Here is a 16,828-nt window from a genome sequence, read left to right on the forward strand (position 1 = left end):
GCCTTAAAAAAGTCGATCAACAATTATGCGATAGTGACAAACTCACAGCTTGTCAAAGAGGCTCAATGTCGCCTTCGATTTGCCTGATGGAAGCGATCACGGTGCAAGTCGAAAGATAAGTGAGTGAAACGAAAAGTAGACCAACCTGGACGTAGCGGGCATCGGCTCAGCCTGTGTCGTTATCGTTAGCGCATTTCGCTTACGATAAGGTCTAGCTGTGAAACCGGTGATCTTCCGGGTTCAGAGCAGGCCCACGGCGTTCCAGCCGAATGCCCGTGAAGTCCAGGTTGGTCGGCAGTAAACGACACTGTGAAAGTTTAACTGATCACTAGTCTAAGTTGCTAATCCATTAGAAATTGAGCCCCAAAATAGCGCGTTCCTAACATTGGTCTGACTTAGCCCAATGTTAGGAACGCGCTTATTTATTGTCTAGCATTCAAGTAACCATCATTTAACGTATTGGTTTAAAAACTTTGTTATCCGTGCTTGGTAAACCCGGGGATTTTTGCCAAACGAAGCAGCATGCCCCGCGCCCTTAACCACCCACAATTGCTTCGGTTCGTTTGCGGCATGATATAACGTGTAGACCATCTTTGTTGGCACAAATTTATCTTTGGCCCCGTGAATAAACATCATTGGCCGACGATTATGGGCGACAGCCTTCACTGCACTAGCTTCGCGATAATTATAGCCGGCTCGCAGTTGACTGATCACACTCACAACTGGTACTAACGGCCATGAAGGCAGATTATACATCGCTTTAGCCTGGTAGTTAATTTCAGCTTCAACCGTCGTATAGCCACAATCCTCGACATAAGCCTTAACCTGCTTTGGCACGTCATGTTCGCCACTCACCATCATGGTTGTCGCCCCTCCCATTGAGACGCCAAACATCACGATCTGACTATTTGATCCATTTTTAGCCACGACCATTTTCAACCACCGCAGATAATCTTTGCGATCAAGCCAGCCATAACCAATGTATTTACCCTGTGACTGACCTGCCGCCCGATCATCTGGAATCAAGACATTATAGCCCATCCGATGAAACATCGTCCCATAAGCTGACATTTTTTCCTTGTTCCCACCAAATCCATGCGCAATGACGACGGTCTTATTGGTCGTTTTTGCAGCAGGTAAATAATTAGCAACTAATTTGAGATGATCAGGCGTCGTCTGACGCCAGGTCTGTTTAGGCTGTTCTTTAAACCATCTATCTTGCTCATATAACGGGTCGCTTCGCTTCAACGCACCATTATGAATAAAGGACTTGTGGCTGCGAACTTCTGCTACTTGAAAGAAATAATTACCTGCCCCAATTAGACCTGCGACTAGCAGGACAACCACTACAACCAGCGCGATCCATAAACCGCGATGATGTTGTCTAGCCTTGGCAGATGAATGTTTCATACGATGTTTTGTCACGACCGTTAACCCCCTAACCCAATTTCCACACTCTAACACTTCCTGCAAATCCAGACAAGTTGATCAGTCAAAAATCACCAGAATGCAACCGCCTACAATTAAGCCGTTCGTCTATCATTAGGACTGGTATAATAACGGTAATGTCAGCCTTGATGGAGGAATTACGATGAAATATCAACAAACTTGGGATCTAGAAAGCATTTTCCCCGGTGGCTATGATTCGCCAGCCGCCAACGACCGCTTATCAGCATTGGCAAAGCAAATTAACGACTTAACGACCGCGCAAGCAGAACTAGATTTGGTTGAAGACGCCCCAGCCTTTACAGGACTACAGGCTTATCTAACCGCTCGCAACGCCATTGCTGATGGTTTAAAGGAGCTGGATGTTTTCTGGTCAGCTCATCTTTCGGCGGACTTTAATAATCCCGCCATTCCACCTAAGTTGGCCCAATTAACGACCGTTAAAACTAACTTTGACGATCTCGAAGTTAAGTTTGGCAAACAACTGGCCGATTTAAGCGAAGACGATTTCAAACAATTATTGAGCCTCCCAACTTTTAAGGAAATTAACTTCAATTTGAGTGAAATCCGCCAACGGGCCCTCGAACAGCTGGATCCAGCTACTGAGAGCATGATTAACAAATTGTCCATCGACGGCTTTTCCGGTTGGAGCCATCATTATGACACCATCGCTGGTAAAATCGAAGTCCCTTATCAAAACGCTGATGGTCACACCACAACGTTGTCGGCTGGACAAGCACTAAACCAGCTGACCGGTGCACCACAAAATGCCACCCGTGATCACTTGATGCCCGCCTATGAACAGGCCTGGGGCGCACAGGAAAGCATCGTTGGCGATACTTTGAACCACTTAGCCGGCTTTCGTTTACAGAATTATCAGCTGCATCATGTTGACGATTTTTTAAAACGACCACTTGAACTCAGTCGCATGAGTCGCCGAACATTAAGTGCGATGTGGAATGTCGTTGAAGCCAACAAAGACATGTTTATCCCCTACATGGATCGCAAAGCCGCTTTACTGGGCAAAGATCATTATGATTGGCAAGATCAGACAGCGCCGATTATGGTCGATGGTTATCACAGTCAAAGTCTGAGTTATGATGACGCTGCTGATTTTATTGTCACTAACTTTAACAAGTTTAGTCCCAAAATGGCGACCTTAGCTCAACGTGCCTTTGACCACGCCTGGATTGAAGTGGAAGATCGTCCGGGCAAACAACCCGGTGGCTATATGGCCGAACTCCCAGAACGCCAAGAATCACGAATTTTCATGACTTACACGGGCACGCCTGACGATGCGGCCACAATCGCGCACGAATTAGGCCATGCTTTCCACTATGACATGGTTAAAGATTTACCCGAAATGCGCCGCAACTATGCCATGAATGTCGCGGAGACTGCCTCCACCTTTGCCGAATTAATCGTCGCCGATGCCAATGTCAACGCGGCCACTTCCGTCGGTGAGCAAATTAACCTGCTGGATGCGAAAATGACGAATCCGGTGGCGATGTTCATGAATATTCGTGCACGCTACTTATTTGAAACCAACTTTTACAAGGAACGGCAACAAGGTCTTGTCACCCCAGCTCGCTTAAACGAACTGATGCTAGCTGCGCAAAAGTGGGCCTTTTCAAACCATCTCGGGACTTATCATCCCCATTTCTGGGCTAGCAAATTGCACTTTTACATTGATGATATCCCGTTTTACAATTTCCCTTATACGTTCGGCTATCTTTTCAGCTTAGGGATCTATGCCAAGGCTCAAGCAGACGGGGGCGACTTCGAAGATCGCTACATTGCCTTACTGCGTGATACAGCCAATATGTCAACCGAAGCGCTCGCTAAGAAGCACTTAGATGTAGACTTAACTCAACCAGACTTCTGGCAAAACGGTGCCAATTTAGTTCGAAAAGATATTAACCGCTTTATCGAGCTATCTGATCCCTTCGTCAAATAACTGGGAGGTTCTCATGACAGTCACGACCTTTTCCTTTGCTTCAACTGATCGACGCCATGAATTGGAGGCCCGTCGCTGGACACCTGACAATGTCGCGGACATTGTTGGTACCGTACAAATCGTCCATGGTATGGCGGAACATATCGATCGTTACGCAGAATTTGCCGAATTTTTGGCCGCTCACGGCTGGGTGGTGGCCGGTGACAATCATTTGGGGCACGGGCACTCCGTCGGTCAGACCCCCTTGGGCTATTTTGGCAAGCATCAAGCGATTGAGCACTTAATTGATGACGAATTCACGCTGACCAAGCAACTACGTCATGAGTATCCAGGCATCCCCCATGTCATCATTGGCCATTCGATGGGCGCTATGATGACGCAATTATATCTCACGCGTTACGGTGCCTGGGTTGACGCGGCTGTCATTATCGGTTCTGCCGCTTACCATCCCGCATTGGCGATCATCCGACCAATCGTGGCAATCCTTAACTTTTTTGCCCCGCGTCGCCCGAACCATGTGTTAGACAACCTCGCCTTTGGTGGTTATGCCAAACGTTTTCCAGAATCATCACCTTTTCAATGGTTATCAGCCAATCCACAAAATGTGCAGCGTTATAATGAAGATCCATTGTCAGGGTTCACCTTTACCAACAATGGTTTCTCCGTCTTATTTCGAATGGCCACACTTTCCACCCATCGCCATTGGTTTGACGGAATTCCATTAACATTGCCCATCTTATTTACCAGCGGCCAAGAAGATCCTGTGGGTGGTTTTGGCATCGGTCCACGCCAGCACGTTAAACACCTGATTAACGCCGGTCATCAAAATGTCAGTCTAAAAATTTGGCCGGGCCTGCGCCATGAAATTTTAAATGAAGATGACCGGCAGCTCGTCTATCACGCCATTTTAAAGTGGCTCGAACAAAATGCCATTATAGAAAGAAAGTGATCCGATGTTTCCTGATCGTTTGCGCGCTTTGCGTCGCGGCCGCAATATCACCCTTGATCAATTAGCCGATGCATTAAATCAACATCTAGCACCTAATGAGCGACCAAATACAGCCTCGCAGCTCGGCAACTGGGAACGCGGCGTGCGCACACCTACCTATATTGAAGTTCGTAAGTTATCCGAATATTTTGACGTCTCATTGGATTACCTAACCGGCAAAGCAGAACAAGATGAATATGATCTAGGCCGGCTGTTTTTATCTGGCAAACGGCTGACCTTTAATGGTGAAGCCTTGAGTAGTCAAAATCGTTATGATATTTATCAGCTAATTGAAGGCTTTATGCACGGCCGCCAAACCCGGCAACGTGATGTCCCCATCGATCATCAAGAAGAACTTGATCTCGGTTACGACGAACCTTAACGCAGCTCAAGGGAGTTTTTAAATGAATCCGAAGCAACGCAAGAAGTTAAAACGCCAATTTCCGCACGCGGCCAAAAATCACCTAGCCCCTCAAACAAAATCCACTTATATCACCACGATGCAAGGCTTTCGTGAGCAGTTCGCCGAGTATAGTGCCGCTGTCTTTCTCATTAACCAAGTTCTAGAAGCAGATCGTTTGTTAGCAGCAGGGCTATTACCCCAACCATTACCACCGTTGTTGTTACCAGACGATTATCAAGACACAATCTACCAGTCGCTGTTAGCTAAGTATCCATTAGGCGATGCCACTGGTGATCAAAAGTGGGCCGAACTCTCCACCTCGCTACCTAAATTAGATTATCAATTACGTAACTTCCGTGACTACTTAGAAGACACATATGGCATGTGGGCCTACATCAGCGCGCCCTTCACTAATGATTTAAGCAACTATCTCAAGGGCGCACCAACGTTAGAGCTAATGGCTGGTAACGGCTATATCTCTAAAGGGCTACGCGATCACGATGCTAATCAAACCTTATACGTAACCGATTCAATGGCGTGGACTAACGAAAATGAAACTGGTAAGCACCCAGTCATCGCAGTTGAATCTTTGGATGCTTTAGCGGCCATCGCTAAGTATGGCACTGAGGTGGACGCAATTATTATGAGTTGGTCACCAGATGGTCAAGAAATTGACTGGCAAGTCCTGCAAGCCATTCGCCGACTTCCCAATTCGCCGCAATTCATCGTCATCGGTGAAAAAGATGGCGCTACCGGTTCAAAAGCATTTTGGCAACACGCACAATTGACAGAAGCGGCTGACTTGAACCAACATTTTCATGACTTCGATCTGATTAAAGACCGTGTGTATATCGTAAAGTGAGGCGCAACAAGATGAGACAGGAACTTCGTAACGCCCTTGGCTTTCTTGGTGCGGGCCTCGTGCTACTCGGCTTTGGACTGTGGGCTAGACAACTGGCAACTGGCGCTTTTGGCACGGTTCTCGCCTTAATTGGTTGCTATGACCTATTTCAATATTTTCGACAGTAATCATCATGAGACAAATATTAATTGATGCCCAGACCCGCGCTTCTGCGATCGCGCAAGGCCTGAGCATCTTTTTACATACAATAGTTAATTCTGTTCAAAAAATCATCGCTAAATAACGAATAATCATGCTATACTAGCAAGTAATCGTTCTTAATTATTTGGAGGGGTCCAGATGCAAACAATCTTAAAAAGACGGCCAACGCTTGGCTGGCAAATTCTCATTGGTTTAGCGATCGGAATTATTCTCGGAGTTATTTTTTATAAACAAGCCCCTGCAATCAGCGCTTTTCAGCACATCGGCGCCTTATTCATCGGCTTAATTCAAATGATTGTCTTACCATTAGTCATTTCTTGTTTGACAGTCGGCGTTGCGAACATTGGTGATATTCAAAAGTTGGGCCGTATTGGCGGTAAAACACTCCTATACTTCTTCACCATGACGTTAATTGCCATCGGCTTTGGCTTATTGGCTGGCAACCTCTTCCACTTTGGCCACCTTATCGATATTAAAGCCATTCCTAAAACTGATATTTCTTCGATGATCAATACTGCCCATCAACAAGAGGGCCATGGTGCTTGGGCCGTGATTTCGAACATCATCCCCAGTAACTTTTTTAAGGCCTTATCGACAAACAACATGATTGCCGTGGTGTTCTTTTGTGTCTTTTTCGGTGTTGGTACCGCAGCGATTGGTGAAAAAGGCCGCATTATCGTTGATTTACTTCGTGCCATTTCCGAAGTGATGTTTAAAATCACGGACTGGATCATGCAACTATCCCCTATCGGCGCCGGTGCCTTGATGGCCGCGACCGTCGCTCAATTAGGCTTGGGCGTCCTTCAACCACTTGGTCTATTCATTGCCTTAGCGTATACAACCATGATTTTATTCGTCCTCATCGCGCTCAACCTTGTCGCGCGATTGTTCGGTTTTAACTTGTTGGAAATTTTGCGCGTCTTCAAAGAAGAACTGATTCTTGCCTTCTCCACAGCCAGTTCAGAAGCCGTCATCCCGAAAACAATGGCTAAGTTGCAACACTACGGCGCTAGCAACTCAGTGACTTCATTTGTCATTCCCATCGGATACACCTTCAACCTTGATGGCTCTGCCATTTACCAAACCTTGGCTGCGTTATTTTTAGCTGACGTGTACCACATCCCGCTTTCATTCACCCAACAATTGCTCTTAGTGCTACTACTGATGGTCACCAGTAAGGGGATGGCTGGGGTACCAGGTGCATCTTTCATTGTGCTGATTGCTACCATTTCATCCATTGGCGTCCCGGTTGAGGGCTTAGCCGTCATCGCCGGGATTGACCGACTCGTTGACATGGGTCGAACGACCGTTAACGTAATTGGTAATTCTGTTGCCACATTAGTCATTGGCAAAGCCGAAAAGCAATTCGATCCTAAACAACACGCGGCTTACGTTAAAAACATGGCGGATGCTTAAGCTTCATCAGCTTAAATCGAACAAATTAAAGAACGCTCGCCTTGCATCCATCGTGCAGGTGAGCGTTCTATTTATAAACACACATGTGATTCTGTGCTATTCATGTAGCTCAATCGGCTGACCATCCGGATCTTGAATAAACGTCATCGCCTTACCAGTAAACTCGTCATGTCGAATCGGTTCTGCTTTGACACCCAGTTCAGCTAACTCAATGACGGTTTGAGCCACATCATTGACTTGAAAGGCAATGTGGCGTAAGCCCAAAGCCTCGGGGTAGCTTAATCGGGATGGACTATTGGGACGGACAAACAGCTCAATTTGCACGTTGCCAGCTACCAACATCATCACTGTGTCGTGCTTGACTGGCCGATCATACTCGCTGACCAATTGAAAACCCAATTTGGTCATATAAAAATCCTTGGCTTTTGCGTAGTTTGAAACCACAATTGCGATATGATGCAATGTTCCCAGCTCCATAGCTCGACCCCCTAAATTATCACTTAACCTTATGTGACAAAGTTAAGCGACTATTAATCATTAGTATTAGTGTATCATAACCACTAGACCTTTTAAGGCGATAACGCTAAGCAACAAAGTTCCTGCGATTAAAAAAGTCCCTCACTTTTAAGTGAGAGACATGTTTGGCGTGTTCAGTAATTACCCTCCTGAACTTAAGGGGTCCTTCCATGAAGAAGAACTGAGATGTTAGTACCCAATAGTAGTCGGTGGGCAGACCGCCGCGTTCCACAACACAAACGATCAAGCACTCCAAAATGCGTTGGAAAAACGTGCCCCTAACTTCGATAGCCACTAGTCTCCGCAGAGAAACGACAAAATGTCGCCTGGCTGATCTCGACTCATCGCATAGGAAGAGTCTACCACGGCTAAATTAAAAGTGCAAACAAGATAGAAATTATGATGAGCGAAGGACAGCTTTGAATTTTGAAAGTAACTCATTCAACACAGGTACCAGCAAATTACCGAGTCAGCCGAATGCCCGCGGAGTTCAGGTTGGTTGACAGTGACCAACACTGCTAAAAGTTGACACTAACTCAGCACCCACATCACTCGACACCCACCAAAAATGTCGGTATGATAAGCGCATGACTAATTTTATTGCATCAACAAAACTCGCTTGGGTGTTAGACTTTGTCTTTCACCCATTAAATTATCTTGTTCCTTGGACGAACCAATTTAACTACTGGGGATATGTGGTCTTGTTTGGGGTCCTTTTTCTAGAAAGTGCCTATCTATTATTTTCATTTTTACCAGCACAATCATTACTATTCGTCGCTGGAGCCATTTCTGCTAGTCATAGCTCGGTATTAAGTATTTACATCCTGCTTGTCGGCTTTATCACAGTTACGTTAGTCGGCTCGATCATCAAATTTCGGGCTGGTTTAAAATTAAAAGATAAAACAAACACTCACCGCGAAAAAGAGGCCGCCGCAGGTAAATCGCCCTCCAAAGCAATGCATCGCCTGTCTCAATCCGAAGCATACTTTAAACGCTATGGCGGTAGTTTCTTAATCATCGCCCGGTTTGTCCCTATCATCGGGCTGTTCATGCCGCTAATTGCCGGGGAGACCAACATGGACCGCAAGCAATTTCATCTATTTAACACCATTGGCGTCAGTTGTTGGATCCTTGTGGCAACGTTAGCCGGCTTTTTCTTCGGTAAAACGCAATTTGTTAAAAACTATTTCACATTTATTTGTATTGGAATTGCATTGTTACCGATTGTTATCCACGAGGCAGTTCGCTTTATTCGTGAATGGACCGACGCTTTCGCCGAAGATTAACGGCGATGTCATCAATTAACCGACACACAAAATAACCACGGCCCGCAAATACGGATCGTGGTTATTTTTGTACTCGACAATATCCTAGTTTGTTTCGCCCTGACTTAGTCCGTCTGTTCTTCATCATCGGCTGCGGCGATGGTCAATCGTTCCACTTGTTCGCGGAGCCAATCGATTACCTTTTCTGTAACCGATTCAGGATCGTCCAAAAACGCTTGCACCGAACTTGCTAGGTCAATCCGCATTTTTGACACATTAATCGCAGGTGAATCAAAAATCATGTATAGATTTACCGGCAACACCGCATCTGCGTCCAGCATCTTATCAATTTCATTGGCGTAGGTGAACGGTAAATTGATCACTGAGCTTTCCAAACGAACATTGATTTCAACATCGTGAAAGCCGGTGACGTCAACGCGCGTTTGGACTAACTTACCAGCCTGTAGCTGTTTTAAAGCAAAATCAAAACTTGCCTGCATCACTTCTACTGGCGCATCGTTCAACTGTACGAACGTGGCCGTATCAGCGTATGTCACATATGTCTCATCGTTAATTGCGGCTAAAAAATCGGCGACTTGTATATCCATTATTTATGCCTTCTTTGTGATTGTTGTTTCTTAGCAGCTTCTTTAGCTACCCAAATGCGGTTGTTCTCTTCATAATTCCGGCGAAAACGTGCGCCGGCCACGAAAGCCTCAAAATTTGTCACCAAACCAATCACCGCGAATAAATCAATGACGACGTTGACAAATACGACGCCATGACCGCTGAATGTCTTCACAACCGCTAACAAGAGTACCGCTGAAAAAATCAACAAAACAAAGGCCTGCGGGTAGACGGAAAACCGCCAATTAAACGTAAACATTAACACTGGAATGGCCACTAACACCAGCATCAACACCTCGTTAGCCAAAAAAGCGGGCCAGTGACTACTAGCGCTTCCGCCAAAGCCAAAGGATACCCCCGCGTTTACAATCGTATAGAAAATCCACCCAGCAATCGTCAAACTAACAACTCGAACATCTCTCATCTAGCTAAAAACCTTTCTATGCCAGCAGATCGATGAGTTGATCCTTTGAAATGCCGACGAAGTATTTACTGAGGTCGACGTCTGCCAAAGCATCCCGCAGATCATCACGGTCATACTTGATTCCAGTGAGGCGGTCAGCTAGGGCAGTGACATCTTCTGGTCCGAAGAAATCACCGTAAAATTTGATGTGCTTGATCTTCCCGTCTTCAACGTTTAGCCGCGCATCAATCGTTCCATAGTCAAAGTGCTGCCGTTTTTTCACTGTGAATTCAGGCGAGTTACCGTAAACCCAGTCCCAATTATTGTAGTATTGTTCGTACAACTTGTCGATTTCTTTCTGGTCTTCATCGGTAACGTTGTATTCACGATCCTTGATGTCGGCCAAATCATCGACGCCAAACAATTCCTTGAGCAAAATGTCCTGGAATGCTGGTACATCAATATCTTGATATTCTGGTGCTAAGAATGGCCGTAAGTTTGTCACCCGTGATCGAACAGACTTAATCCCCTTGGATGCAATCTTATCTTCTGGAACGTTTAGCGCATGAGTCACGACATCTAAGTCCACGTCCAACATCAAAGTCCCGTGGGAGAAGGTCTTCCCATTGCGGGTATACATCGCGTTCCCAGAGAATTTACGACCATCCACTAAAATGTCATTACGCCCAGACACTTCAACCGACTTGGCCCCCATCTTTTGTAGTGCGGTCACGATTGGTTGGGTAAAGGACTTAAAGTCACCAAAATCTTCACTATTGGAATCGACCACAAAGCTGAAACATAGGTTACCTAAATCTTGGTAAACGGCGCCGCCACCAGAGAGGCGTCGGGTCACGCGAATATTATGTTCTTGCACGTATTTTTGATTGATTTCTTCTAACGTGTTTTGATTGCGGCCGACGATGATACAAGGCTCTTCATAATAAAATAGCAATAGCGGTTCATCGAAATTCTTGTTGTTCATCAAATACTGCTCAGTGGCCAAATTTTCACCAATATTGTGTGACTTCATCGAAACATAATACATTGCGCTTGATCCTCCTGATTAGTGGCGTTTTAGGTGAACGTCAATTTGCTTGTACTTAAATGTCAGTCTAGCCAGCACAAGTTCTACTGTGATGTTAGCACTTTCTGAAAGCGGAAACAAATACTAATTTGGCGCGGTTTATTAATTTAATTTCACAAACTTTAGCTTGCCTGTTTTAACAGTGACACCAGTGGGATCTACGTAACTTTGCCGATATTTTCACGAGCGGGCGAGTAAATCGCTTACAACGAGCCGTAGAAAAGGTATAATAAATACAAAGCAGAAGTATTAGTTAATTGAGGAAAGGCGGCATGTAGTGATGCTACAACAATATAAAAATATTCTCGCCCCGATTGATGGTTCAAAGGCCACCGAACCGGTTTTAGAAAAAGCGATTGAAGTCGCCAAACGCAATGAAACCCATCTCGATATTCTCAATGTGTTGGAAGTTAACCAATTTTCAGATAGTTATGGTGGCGCGGTTAGCGGTGATGTCATCTATCGTCTCGTTGAAGATGTTCAAAATCGTTTGGAAACCTTAAAAAAACAAGCCGAAGATGCTGGCGTCAAGGACGTTGATATCCACGTTCGTTTTGGGAATCCCAAACCTGTTATTTCTAAGGAATTCCCTCACGACCACGGCAATGAACTGATTGTTATGGGGACCACCGGTTTAAATGCCGTCGAACGGTTAATGGTTGGTTCAGTCACCAACTATGTTAGTCGCAACGCGGATGTCGACGTCTTAATCGTCAAGGTTAATAATAAATAAAATCAACTTGATCGCCTGAATCCACTACTCAATTGTCGTCTGGGTTCGGGTTTTTTCTTGTATTCTCAATTAACCTCGATCCAAGCTACTCGAGTGTCAATCACGAGTTGCTGCGCACCCCATGAGCTTTACGTCATCAGTAAAATAGCCACGATAAAAGGTCAAGGCCCTTTTATCGTGACTTTATTTGGGTTAATCAAAATCAATTCTCAAATGGTGTCAGTTCAAGCGTTGCCAGTCTTCTGCCCACACGAGGCCCATGACCTTTTCACCTGTATGAACGCCAATCGATGGGCCGATGTGCGCAATTTCAAATTGGACCTCCCCAGCAGTCGTCGTCAGGTTATCGCTGGTTAAATCACTCAACCACTCGGCACTACCTTCCGGATTATTACCATCAATAATCGCGGCCCGCACCGGATAATTCTCCTGGCTCAAGGCGGTTACAAAATCATGTTTTACCCGTTGAAACGCGCGTTTAGCGGTGCGTTCCTTGGCCAAAGCCACAATCTTGCCATCTTCAAACGTCAGAATCGGTTTGATTCGTAACAAATTACCCACGAAAGCTGAACTATTCGTAATTCGGCCAGTGCGCAATAAATGGCTCAGATCATCAACGACAAAATAAACGTGTGTCGTCGCGCGCAACCGCTCCAAAACTGGTAAAATTTCAGCGGCATTCTTGCCAGCTTTGGCCATTTTAGCAGCCACTAGTGCCAGCCAGGCTTCACCGGCACTGGCCATCTGTGAATCAAATGGATAGACCTTAATTCCTTCAACAGTTGGCGCATAAGCGGTCAGATTTTGCAAAAAGGTCGTGATCCCACTTGATAAATGGATGCTGATGACTTCATCGTAACCCTCAGCAATTAGTTGATCGAATACTTCTTGCATCTGCATCATGGTGACTTGAGCTGTAGAGGGCATCATTTTTTCTTCACGCATGCGTTGATAAAATTGTTCACTGGTAATGTCCACGTTTTCAAGATAAGTCTGCGTCCCAAAAATCACAGTAATGGGCACAATATGAATACCAGCGGTCTTAGCTACTTCCGGATCTAAATAACTGGCGCTGTCGGTAATTACGGCTGTCTTCATCCTGCTACCTCTTCATCATCAAGTTCAGACCGTCTGCATCCCGATCTATCGTTGTTTTCATCTTACTCGATTTAAAGCTCATTTTCGAGCAACCTTGGTCATTAAATCTTAATTATTAAACACCGGCAATTATTTAAATTCACCGTTCGGGTCATCCAAGTAACTTAGTTCTGAAAGATTATGTTGATCAAAGACCTTTAAAAGCTTGTCGACACCATCCGCAAATTGGTGCTCGAACAATTCATCACGGCGCATCCAGCTAACTGCCCCCTCTGCTGAGGATTTCAGTTCGCCAGAAAAAGAATCAGTTCTAAATAACGCCACGATATAACGGCCGTGATCACCCATGAATTCTTTAAGACCACAAAAAATCGGATTATGCACGGTTAGGCCAGTCTCTTCCCAGACTTCCCGAACAGCAGAATCAACGAAGCTTTCTCCCGGCTTAATATGACCGCCAGGAAACGTCAATCCTGGCCAATCTGGATTTCGACGATCCTCAACCAGAATTTGATTCGTTTCGTTGTCAGATACCAAGACTAAGTTGGTTAATTCCACGATTTCAGTTTTAGCCATCATTTCTCCTCTCTGTCTTGCCAATAGATCTATTATCTGTTTTGAAATCATCGCAAACAAGTCTTTCACCAAATTTTCAACCAAGCAGACGCAATTTAATTACTGCACAATTAGAAATGATTAAAACACTTATCAACGTCTTAGACTAAAAAATAGGACTGTAGAAGAACCACACTGATGACCGGCGAAACCTCTCAAAAATCCCCCAGAGACTTGCTCGAAAAAACGCGACGTCATTTTCCTGAAACTAGGAAAAGGGCGTCGCGTTAATGATTATTCGAGTTTAAATCATCTGTAAAACTATTGGGCCAATTCTTAATGTCCCGATTGTGACATCGGCAAAAACAAACTAATCAGCAACGGCGATGCTAATGCCATGTTCCAGAACAAGTGACCAAGTAACGACACCCAGATGTTTTTCGTCCAAGCATAGACACCCACTAGAACTAATCCGGAAATAACAAGCGAAATAATCGAGGATAAGCCATCCCCAGAAACCGCATGAACGGTGCCAAATAGTCCCGCACTAACTAATGCCATCAAGACTTGTATCCCTACCGACTTTTGTTGAAACCGGAAAAACAACTCGTATCGAAAGACGATTTCTTCGGTAAACGGCGCTAAAACAGCTGTCATAAAGCCAATAATTGAAGCCATCCGAATGACCGCCGGCGATTGAGCAGCAATCGCACCTGGTACTAACGTGCTCACCAGCCATTGACTACCAGCAAAGCCAAGCAAGACGATGACCCCGCCGATAATTGCTTGCCCACGTTGTTGCTTCAAACGATGTCAATCAGTTGCCAGCAAGTCGCGTTTAAACCAGACTGCATTGGCAAAGACAAAGATTGCAATGAGCGCACCAATAATGGTTAAAGCAACCTTTTCATTCGCTAAAACATGTTCTAAAAGTAGTCCCAGCAACACTTCCGCCGCCATTAGCCCCATCAAATATATATCTTGGCCCCGCCATATTTTCCCCATCACAACCGCCCCCTAAGAGATTTTAGGCTAACTATACCAAATTTCGCAAAACCCGTCAGATGATGACACTTTTAATCGTCTAGCATTGCCAATCCAATCAAATTAGCATCAAATCAGGACTTCTCAAATAAGCTTTTGATTTATTTTCTCAGGCTGCCAAACCTTGAATTGCATTTTGGTAGGTCCATTTTTAACTGCTTCCGTCTCAAAACGCGCGGCGGTATTTTGAACCATTATGTTTAATAACCCGTAAGGTGCAGACCATAAGCAATCAGATACAACGCCCAAATATGGGTCGGGTAGAAGATGTAAAAGAACCATTTATCGCTGCGGCCTCGTTGCCCATTATAAAGCGCGATCGGAATGATTGCGCCGACCATCATCCAGGCATAGTTGGTGCTCAATAACCCATGAAAATTGAAGCCTGTGAATACGAAGGCGATAACAACTAAGCTCAAAATTTGACCTAAACGATTATTTCTGAATAAATAAAAGAGAATCGCTAACAGAATGAACAACGGGCCCCCTTCTGTGGTGAAGAGGTTGGGGATAAACTGTGACACCCGCGCGGCCGCAACCCGCATTGATAAGTTTGGCACGAACAAAATTGCCGTCCCGATCACTCCAAGTAACAATTCCAAGCCTAAAATGCCAATTCCCTGCCATATGACACGGCGATCATGGGCATGACGGCCATCAGCAATCTTACTGATCCCCAGCATGGCGAACACGCCTAAGAACAGCGTGCCAAAGATGTTGTTTAAGAGGCCCAACCGACCACCATCGACAGGTAGCCACATCTGCAAGAGAAAGCTACCAAGGCTCATGATCCAAAAGCCAATCAGTAAACGCCACAGATACCGTTTGCGATCGTGAGTGTGTACGAAGCCTTCCACCGATAAGAAAAGAAATAATGGTGCAACGATCCGCCCCAACATATTGAACCAAGTGGGCACGCCCAGCGGTAATAAGATCTCGTGGATATGATCCAACACCATCAAAGCAATCCCCAACACTTTGATGGAAAAGCCATCCATCGAAAACCTTCGTGTCTTCATATCGTTTCCTCCAAATACAATTTGTTTCAAGTAAAGTAAATTGTATCTATTTTAATTGAACAAGTGAATAAAGTTTTTCTTAAGGTACATACTCAATTGGTATAATAAAAGATAAATAAAAACAATGTCGCTGATTTGCGGCCGACTTTTTCGGAGGAATCTCATGCTAATCATTGAAGCTTTAATTCTCGCCGCGATCATTATTGTTACTAGTCTCATTCTGCTCCGTCATCCTAATTTTTGGGTCGGTGCACTAATGGCCTTTGCCGTTGTACTATTAATCACCGGCTTAGTCTGGCAAGGTTTAATTTCCGTTCTAAATCTTATTGCCGCACATTCCATGATTTTAGGTGTGATCTTGCTGTTGCTCGTAATTCTCATTTTAACCGGTCTGTTCTTTGGCATTATCATCTACCTAATTCGCAACACCTCGATCATGGGGAGCCGCGAAGGTCGGAGCTTAACGAGTCGCCTATCCGCGATGCTAGGAGCCAATTTAATCATTCTAATTCCCGCCATGTGGTTAATGATTCGCGCTAGTACGCGGTTAGTTAAAGTTCCTTTGGCCATTTTTGTCTGGGAAGATCTCTTCTTCTCTTCGCTTTTTTTATGTTACTTGGTTTACTCTGCCCTCAACCAATTTTTCAATCGACCAACACAAATCGACTATTTGATTGTCCTTGGCGCTTGGTCAGGCAAAAAAGGCCAAATTCCACCCTTGCTTAAGGGACGGGTCGATGAAGCAGTGATTTATTATCGTCGCAATGAAGGCCGCCCAAAATTTGTCGTCAGTGGCGGGCAAGGCCCCGATGAAACCATCTCTGAAGCCGCCGCGATGAAAGATTATTTATTAAGTTTAGGCATCCCAAATGATCAAATCATTGTTGAAGATCAATCCCGCAATACGCTACAGAATATGCAGTTTTCTAAACGCCTAATTGAAGCAGACTGGCACGGTCCTAAACCGCCTAAGATCGTCTTTTCTACGAACAACTATCACGTGTTAAGAGCCTTACTATATGCTCGAAAGGCTGGTTTATCCGCTACCGGAGTCGGTTCACCAACTTCATTTTTCTTTCTCCCCAGTGCATTAATTCGTGAATTTATTGCCTTACTCAACTACTATCGAAAAACAACGCTTGTCGTCGTTCTGCTAATTGCTATCACAATGGCCTGGTCATTTTGGAATGTGGCCTGAGCAAACGACT

The 16,828-nt window shown here is 45.0% G+C and carries 19 protein-coding genes; 9 read left to right on the forward strand and 10 right to left on the reverse strand.

Going from position 1 to position 16,828, the window contains the following annotated elements; translation table 11 throughout:
• Nucleotides 1–447 precede the first annotated feature (447 nt).
• Nucleotides 448–1,410 carry an alpha/beta hydrolase gene (locus AC27FN_RS07900; protein ID WP_487167499.1) on the reverse strand — a complete coding sequence of 321 codons (963 nt, stop codon included), beginning with the start codon at nucleotides 1,408–1,410 and terminating at the stop codon, nucleotides 448–450.
• 181 nt (nucleotides 1,411–1,591) lie between these two features.
• On the opposite strand from AC27FN_RS07900, the gene AC27FN_RS07905 reads away from it, so the two are divergent.
• The 6 genes from AC27FN_RS07905 to AC27FN_RS07930 all read left to right on the forward strand — a co-directional run bounded on the left by AC27FN_RS07905 (nucleotide 1,592) and on the right by AC27FN_RS07930 (nucleotide 7,273).
• Nucleotides 1,592–3,403: a M3 family oligoendopeptidase gene (locus AC27FN_RS07905; RefSeq protein WP_487167460.1), complete on the forward strand. Its 1,812-nt coding sequence runs from the start codon at nucleotides 1,592–1,594 to the stop codon at nucleotides 3,401–3,403.
• 13 nt (nucleotides 3,404–3,416) lie between these two features.
• On the forward strand, nucleotides 3,417–4,352 hold the full coding sequence (locus AC27FN_RS07910) for an alpha/beta fold hydrolase (protein WP_487167461.1): 936 nt from the start codon (nucleotides 3,417–3,419) through the stop codon (nucleotides 4,350–4,352).
• Nucleotides 4,353–4,356: 4 nt separating this feature from the next.
• A complete protein-coding gene (locus AC27FN_RS07915) occupies nucleotides 4,357–4,773 on the forward strand; it encodes a helix-turn-helix domain-containing protein (protein WP_487167462.1) in 417 nt (138 codons plus the stop codon).
• 22 nt (nucleotides 4,774–4,795) lie between these two features.
• Entirely contained in the window at nucleotides 4,796–5,656 is an 861-nt protein-coding gene (locus AC27FN_RS07920; RefSeq protein ID WP_487167463.1) for an SAM-dependent methyltransferase, read from the forward strand.
• An 11-nt stretch (nucleotides 5,657–5,667) separates the two neighbouring features.
• Complete coding sequence (locus AC27FN_RS07925) at nucleotides 5,668–5,823, forward strand: hypothetical protein (protein ID WP_487167464.1); 156 nt, start codon at nucleotides 5,668–5,670, stop codon at nucleotides 5,821–5,823.
• A 172-nt stretch (nucleotides 5,824–5,995) separates the two neighbouring features.
• On the forward strand, nucleotides 5,996–7,273 hold the full coding sequence (locus tag AC27FN_RS07930) for a dicarboxylate/amino acid:cation symporter (protein WP_487167465.1): 1,278 nt from the start codon (nucleotides 5,996–5,998) through the stop codon (nucleotides 7,271–7,273).
• 96 nt (nucleotides 7,274–7,369) lie between these two features.
• Here AC27FN_RS07930 and gloA2 read toward each other — a convergent pair whose 3' ends face one another.
• The gene (gene gloA2, locus AC27FN_RS07935; protein WP_407884786.1) at nucleotides 7,370–7,750 is read right to left on the reverse strand and encodes an SMU1112c/YaeR family gloxylase I-like metalloprotein; all 381 of its coding nucleotides are present in this window, start codon (nucleotides 7,748–7,750) and stop codon (nucleotides 7,370–7,372) included.
• 626 nt (nucleotides 7,751–8,376) lie between these two features.
• On the opposite strand from gloA2, the gene AC27FN_RS07940 reads away from it, so the two are divergent.
• Nucleotides 8,377–9,075 (forward strand): VTT domain-containing protein, encoded by a 699-nt coding sequence (locus tag AC27FN_RS07940; protein ID WP_487167466.1) that lies wholly within the window; start codon nucleotides 8,377–8,379, stop codon nucleotides 9,073–9,075.
• Between the two features lie 104 nt (nucleotides 9,076–9,179).
• On the opposite strand, the gene AC27FN_RS07945 is transcribed toward AC27FN_RS07940, so the two are convergent.
• From AC27FN_RS07945 to lplA, 3 genes are read right to left on the reverse strand one after another with little or no spacing between them, the layout of a single operon-like run.
• Nucleotides 9,180–9,662 carry a hypothetical protein gene (locus AC27FN_RS07945; RefSeq protein ID WP_487167467.1) on the reverse strand — a complete coding sequence of 161 codons (483 nt, stop codon included), beginning with the start codon at nucleotides 9,660–9,662 and terminating at the stop codon, nucleotides 9,180–9,182.
• Nucleotides 9,662–10,105: a hypothetical protein gene (locus AC27FN_RS07950; RefSeq protein ID WP_487167468.1), complete on the reverse strand. Its 444-nt coding sequence runs from the start codon at nucleotides 10,103–10,105 to the stop codon at nucleotides 9,662–9,664. Before AC27FN_RS07950 ends, AC27FN_RS07945 begins: the two co-directional genes overlap by 1 nt.
• A gap of 16 nt (nucleotides 10,106–10,121) precedes the next feature.
• Nucleotides 10,122–11,132, reverse strand: a complete 1,011-nt coding sequence (lplA, locus tag AC27FN_RS07955) for a lipoate--protein ligase (RefSeq protein WP_487167469.1) — start codon at nucleotides 11,130–11,132, stop codon at nucleotides 10,122–10,124.
• A 319-nt stretch (nucleotides 11,133–11,451) separates the two neighbouring features.
• Here lplA and AC27FN_RS07960 point away from each other — a divergent pair, with 319 nt between their 5' ends.
• Nucleotides 11,452–11,904, forward strand: a complete 453-nt coding sequence (locus AC27FN_RS07960; protein WP_487167470.1) for a universal stress protein — start codon at nucleotides 11,452–11,454, stop codon at nucleotides 11,902–11,904.
• A 219-nt stretch (nucleotides 11,905–12,123) separates the two neighbouring features.
• Here AC27FN_RS07960 and AC27FN_RS07965 read toward each other — a convergent pair whose 3' ends face one another.
• From AC27FN_RS07965 to AC27FN_RS07985, 5 genes are all read right to left on the reverse strand, one after another.
• A complete protein-coding gene (locus tag AC27FN_RS07965) occupies nucleotides 12,124–13,002 on the reverse strand; it encodes a DegV family protein (protein ID WP_487167471.1) in 879 nt (292 codons plus the stop codon).
• A gap of 129 nt (nucleotides 13,003–13,131) precedes the next feature.
• A complete protein-coding gene (locus AC27FN_RS07970; RefSeq protein WP_487167472.1) occupies nucleotides 13,132–13,578 on the reverse strand; it encodes an NUDIX domain-containing protein in 447 nt (148 codons plus the stop codon).
• Nucleotides 13,579–13,893: 315 nt separating this feature from the next.
• Entirely contained in the window at nucleotides 13,894–14,364 is a 471-nt protein-coding gene (locus AC27FN_RS07975; RefSeq protein ID WP_487167473.1) for a CPBP family intramembrane glutamic endopeptidase, read from the reverse strand.
• Between the two features lie 6 nt (nucleotides 14,365–14,370).
• Nucleotides 14,371–14,562 carry a hypothetical protein gene (locus tag AC27FN_RS07980; protein ID WP_487167474.1) on the reverse strand — a complete coding sequence of 64 codons (192 nt, stop codon included), beginning with the start codon at nucleotides 14,560–14,562 and terminating at the stop codon, nucleotides 14,371–14,373.
• Between the two features lie 239 nt (nucleotides 14,563–14,801).
• The gene (locus tag AC27FN_RS07985; RefSeq protein WP_487167475.1) at nucleotides 14,802–15,620 is read right to left on the reverse strand and encodes a TraX family protein; all 819 of its coding nucleotides are present in this window, start codon (nucleotides 15,618–15,620) and stop codon (nucleotides 14,802–14,804) included.
• 163 nt (nucleotides 15,621–15,783) lie between these two features.
• On the opposite strand from AC27FN_RS07985, the gene AC27FN_RS07990 reads away from it, so the two are divergent.
• Nucleotides 15,784–16,818 carry a YdcF family protein gene (locus AC27FN_RS07990; RefSeq protein ID WP_487167476.1) on the forward strand — a complete coding sequence of 345 codons (1,035 nt, stop codon included), beginning with the start codon at nucleotides 15,784–15,786 and terminating at the stop codon, nucleotides 16,816–16,818.
• Nucleotides 16,819–16,828: the final 10 nt, after the last annotated feature.

Source organism: Furfurilactobacillus sp. W61-4 (genome assembly GCF_057545565.1).

Coding starts and splice junctions, on each gene's coding strand:
- AC27FN_RS07900 (WP_487167499.1), bottom strand. CDS start 1,410: ATGAAACATTCATCTGCCAAGGCTAGACAACATCATCGCGGTTTATGG.
- AC27FN_RS07905 (WP_487167460.1), top strand. CDS start 1,592: ATGAAATATCAACAAACTTGGGATCTAGAAAGCATTTTCCCCGGTGGC.
- AC27FN_RS07910 (WP_487167461.1), top strand. CDS start 3,417: ATGACAGTCACGACCTTTTCCTTTGCTTCAACTGATCGACGCCATGAA.
- AC27FN_RS07915 (WP_487167462.1), top strand. CDS start 4,357: ATGTTTCCTGATCGTTTGCGCGCTTTGCGTCGCGGCCGCAATATCACC.
- AC27FN_RS07920 (WP_487167463.1), top strand. CDS start 4,796: ATGAATCCGAAGCAACGCAAGAAGTTAAAACGCCAATTTCCGCACGCG.
- AC27FN_RS07925 (WP_487167464.1), top strand. CDS start 5,668: ATGAGACAGGAACTTCGTAACGCCCTTGGCTTTCTTGGTGCGGGCCTC.
- AC27FN_RS07930 (WP_487167465.1), top strand. CDS start 5,996: ATGCAAACAATCTTAAAAAGACGGCCAACGCTTGGCTGGCAAATTCTC.
- gloA2 (WP_407884786.1), bottom strand. CDS start 7,750: ATGGAGCTGGGAACATTGCATCATATCGCAATTGTGGTTTCAAACTAC.
- AC27FN_RS07940 (WP_487167466.1), top strand. CDS start 8,377: ATGACTAATTTTATTGCATCAACAAAACTCGCTTGGGTGTTAGACTTT.
- AC27FN_RS07945 (WP_487167467.1), bottom strand. CDS start 9,662: ATGGATATACAAGTCGCCGATTTTTTAGCCGCAATTAACGATGAGACA.
- AC27FN_RS07950 (WP_487167468.1), bottom strand. CDS start 10,105: ATGAGAGATGTTCGAGTTGTTAGTTTGACGATTGCTGGGTGGATTTTC.
- lplA (WP_487167469.1), bottom strand. CDS start 11,132: ATGTATTATGTTTCGATGAAGTCACACAATATTGGTGAAAATTTGGCC.
- AC27FN_RS07960 (WP_487167470.1), top strand. CDS start 11,452: ATGCTACAACAATATAAAAATATTCTCGCCCCGATTGATGGTTCAAAG.
- AC27FN_RS07965 (WP_487167471.1), bottom strand. CDS start 13,002: ATGAAGACAGCCGTAATTACCGACAGCGCCAGTTATTTAGATCCGGAA.
- AC27FN_RS07970 (WP_487167472.1), bottom strand. CDS start 13,578: ATGGCTAAAACTGAAATCGTGGAATTAACCAACTTAGTCTTGGTATCT.
- AC27FN_RS07980 (WP_487167474.1), bottom strand. CDS start 14,562: ATGGGGAAAATATGGCGGGGCCAAGATATATATTTGATGGGGCTAATG.
- AC27FN_RS07985 (WP_487167475.1), bottom strand. CDS start 15,620: ATGAAGACACGAAGGTTTTCGATGGATGGCTTTTCCATCAAAGTGTTG.
- AC27FN_RS07990 (WP_487167476.1), top strand. CDS start 15,784: ATGCTAATCATTGAAGCTTTAATTCTCGCCGCGATCATTATTGTTACT.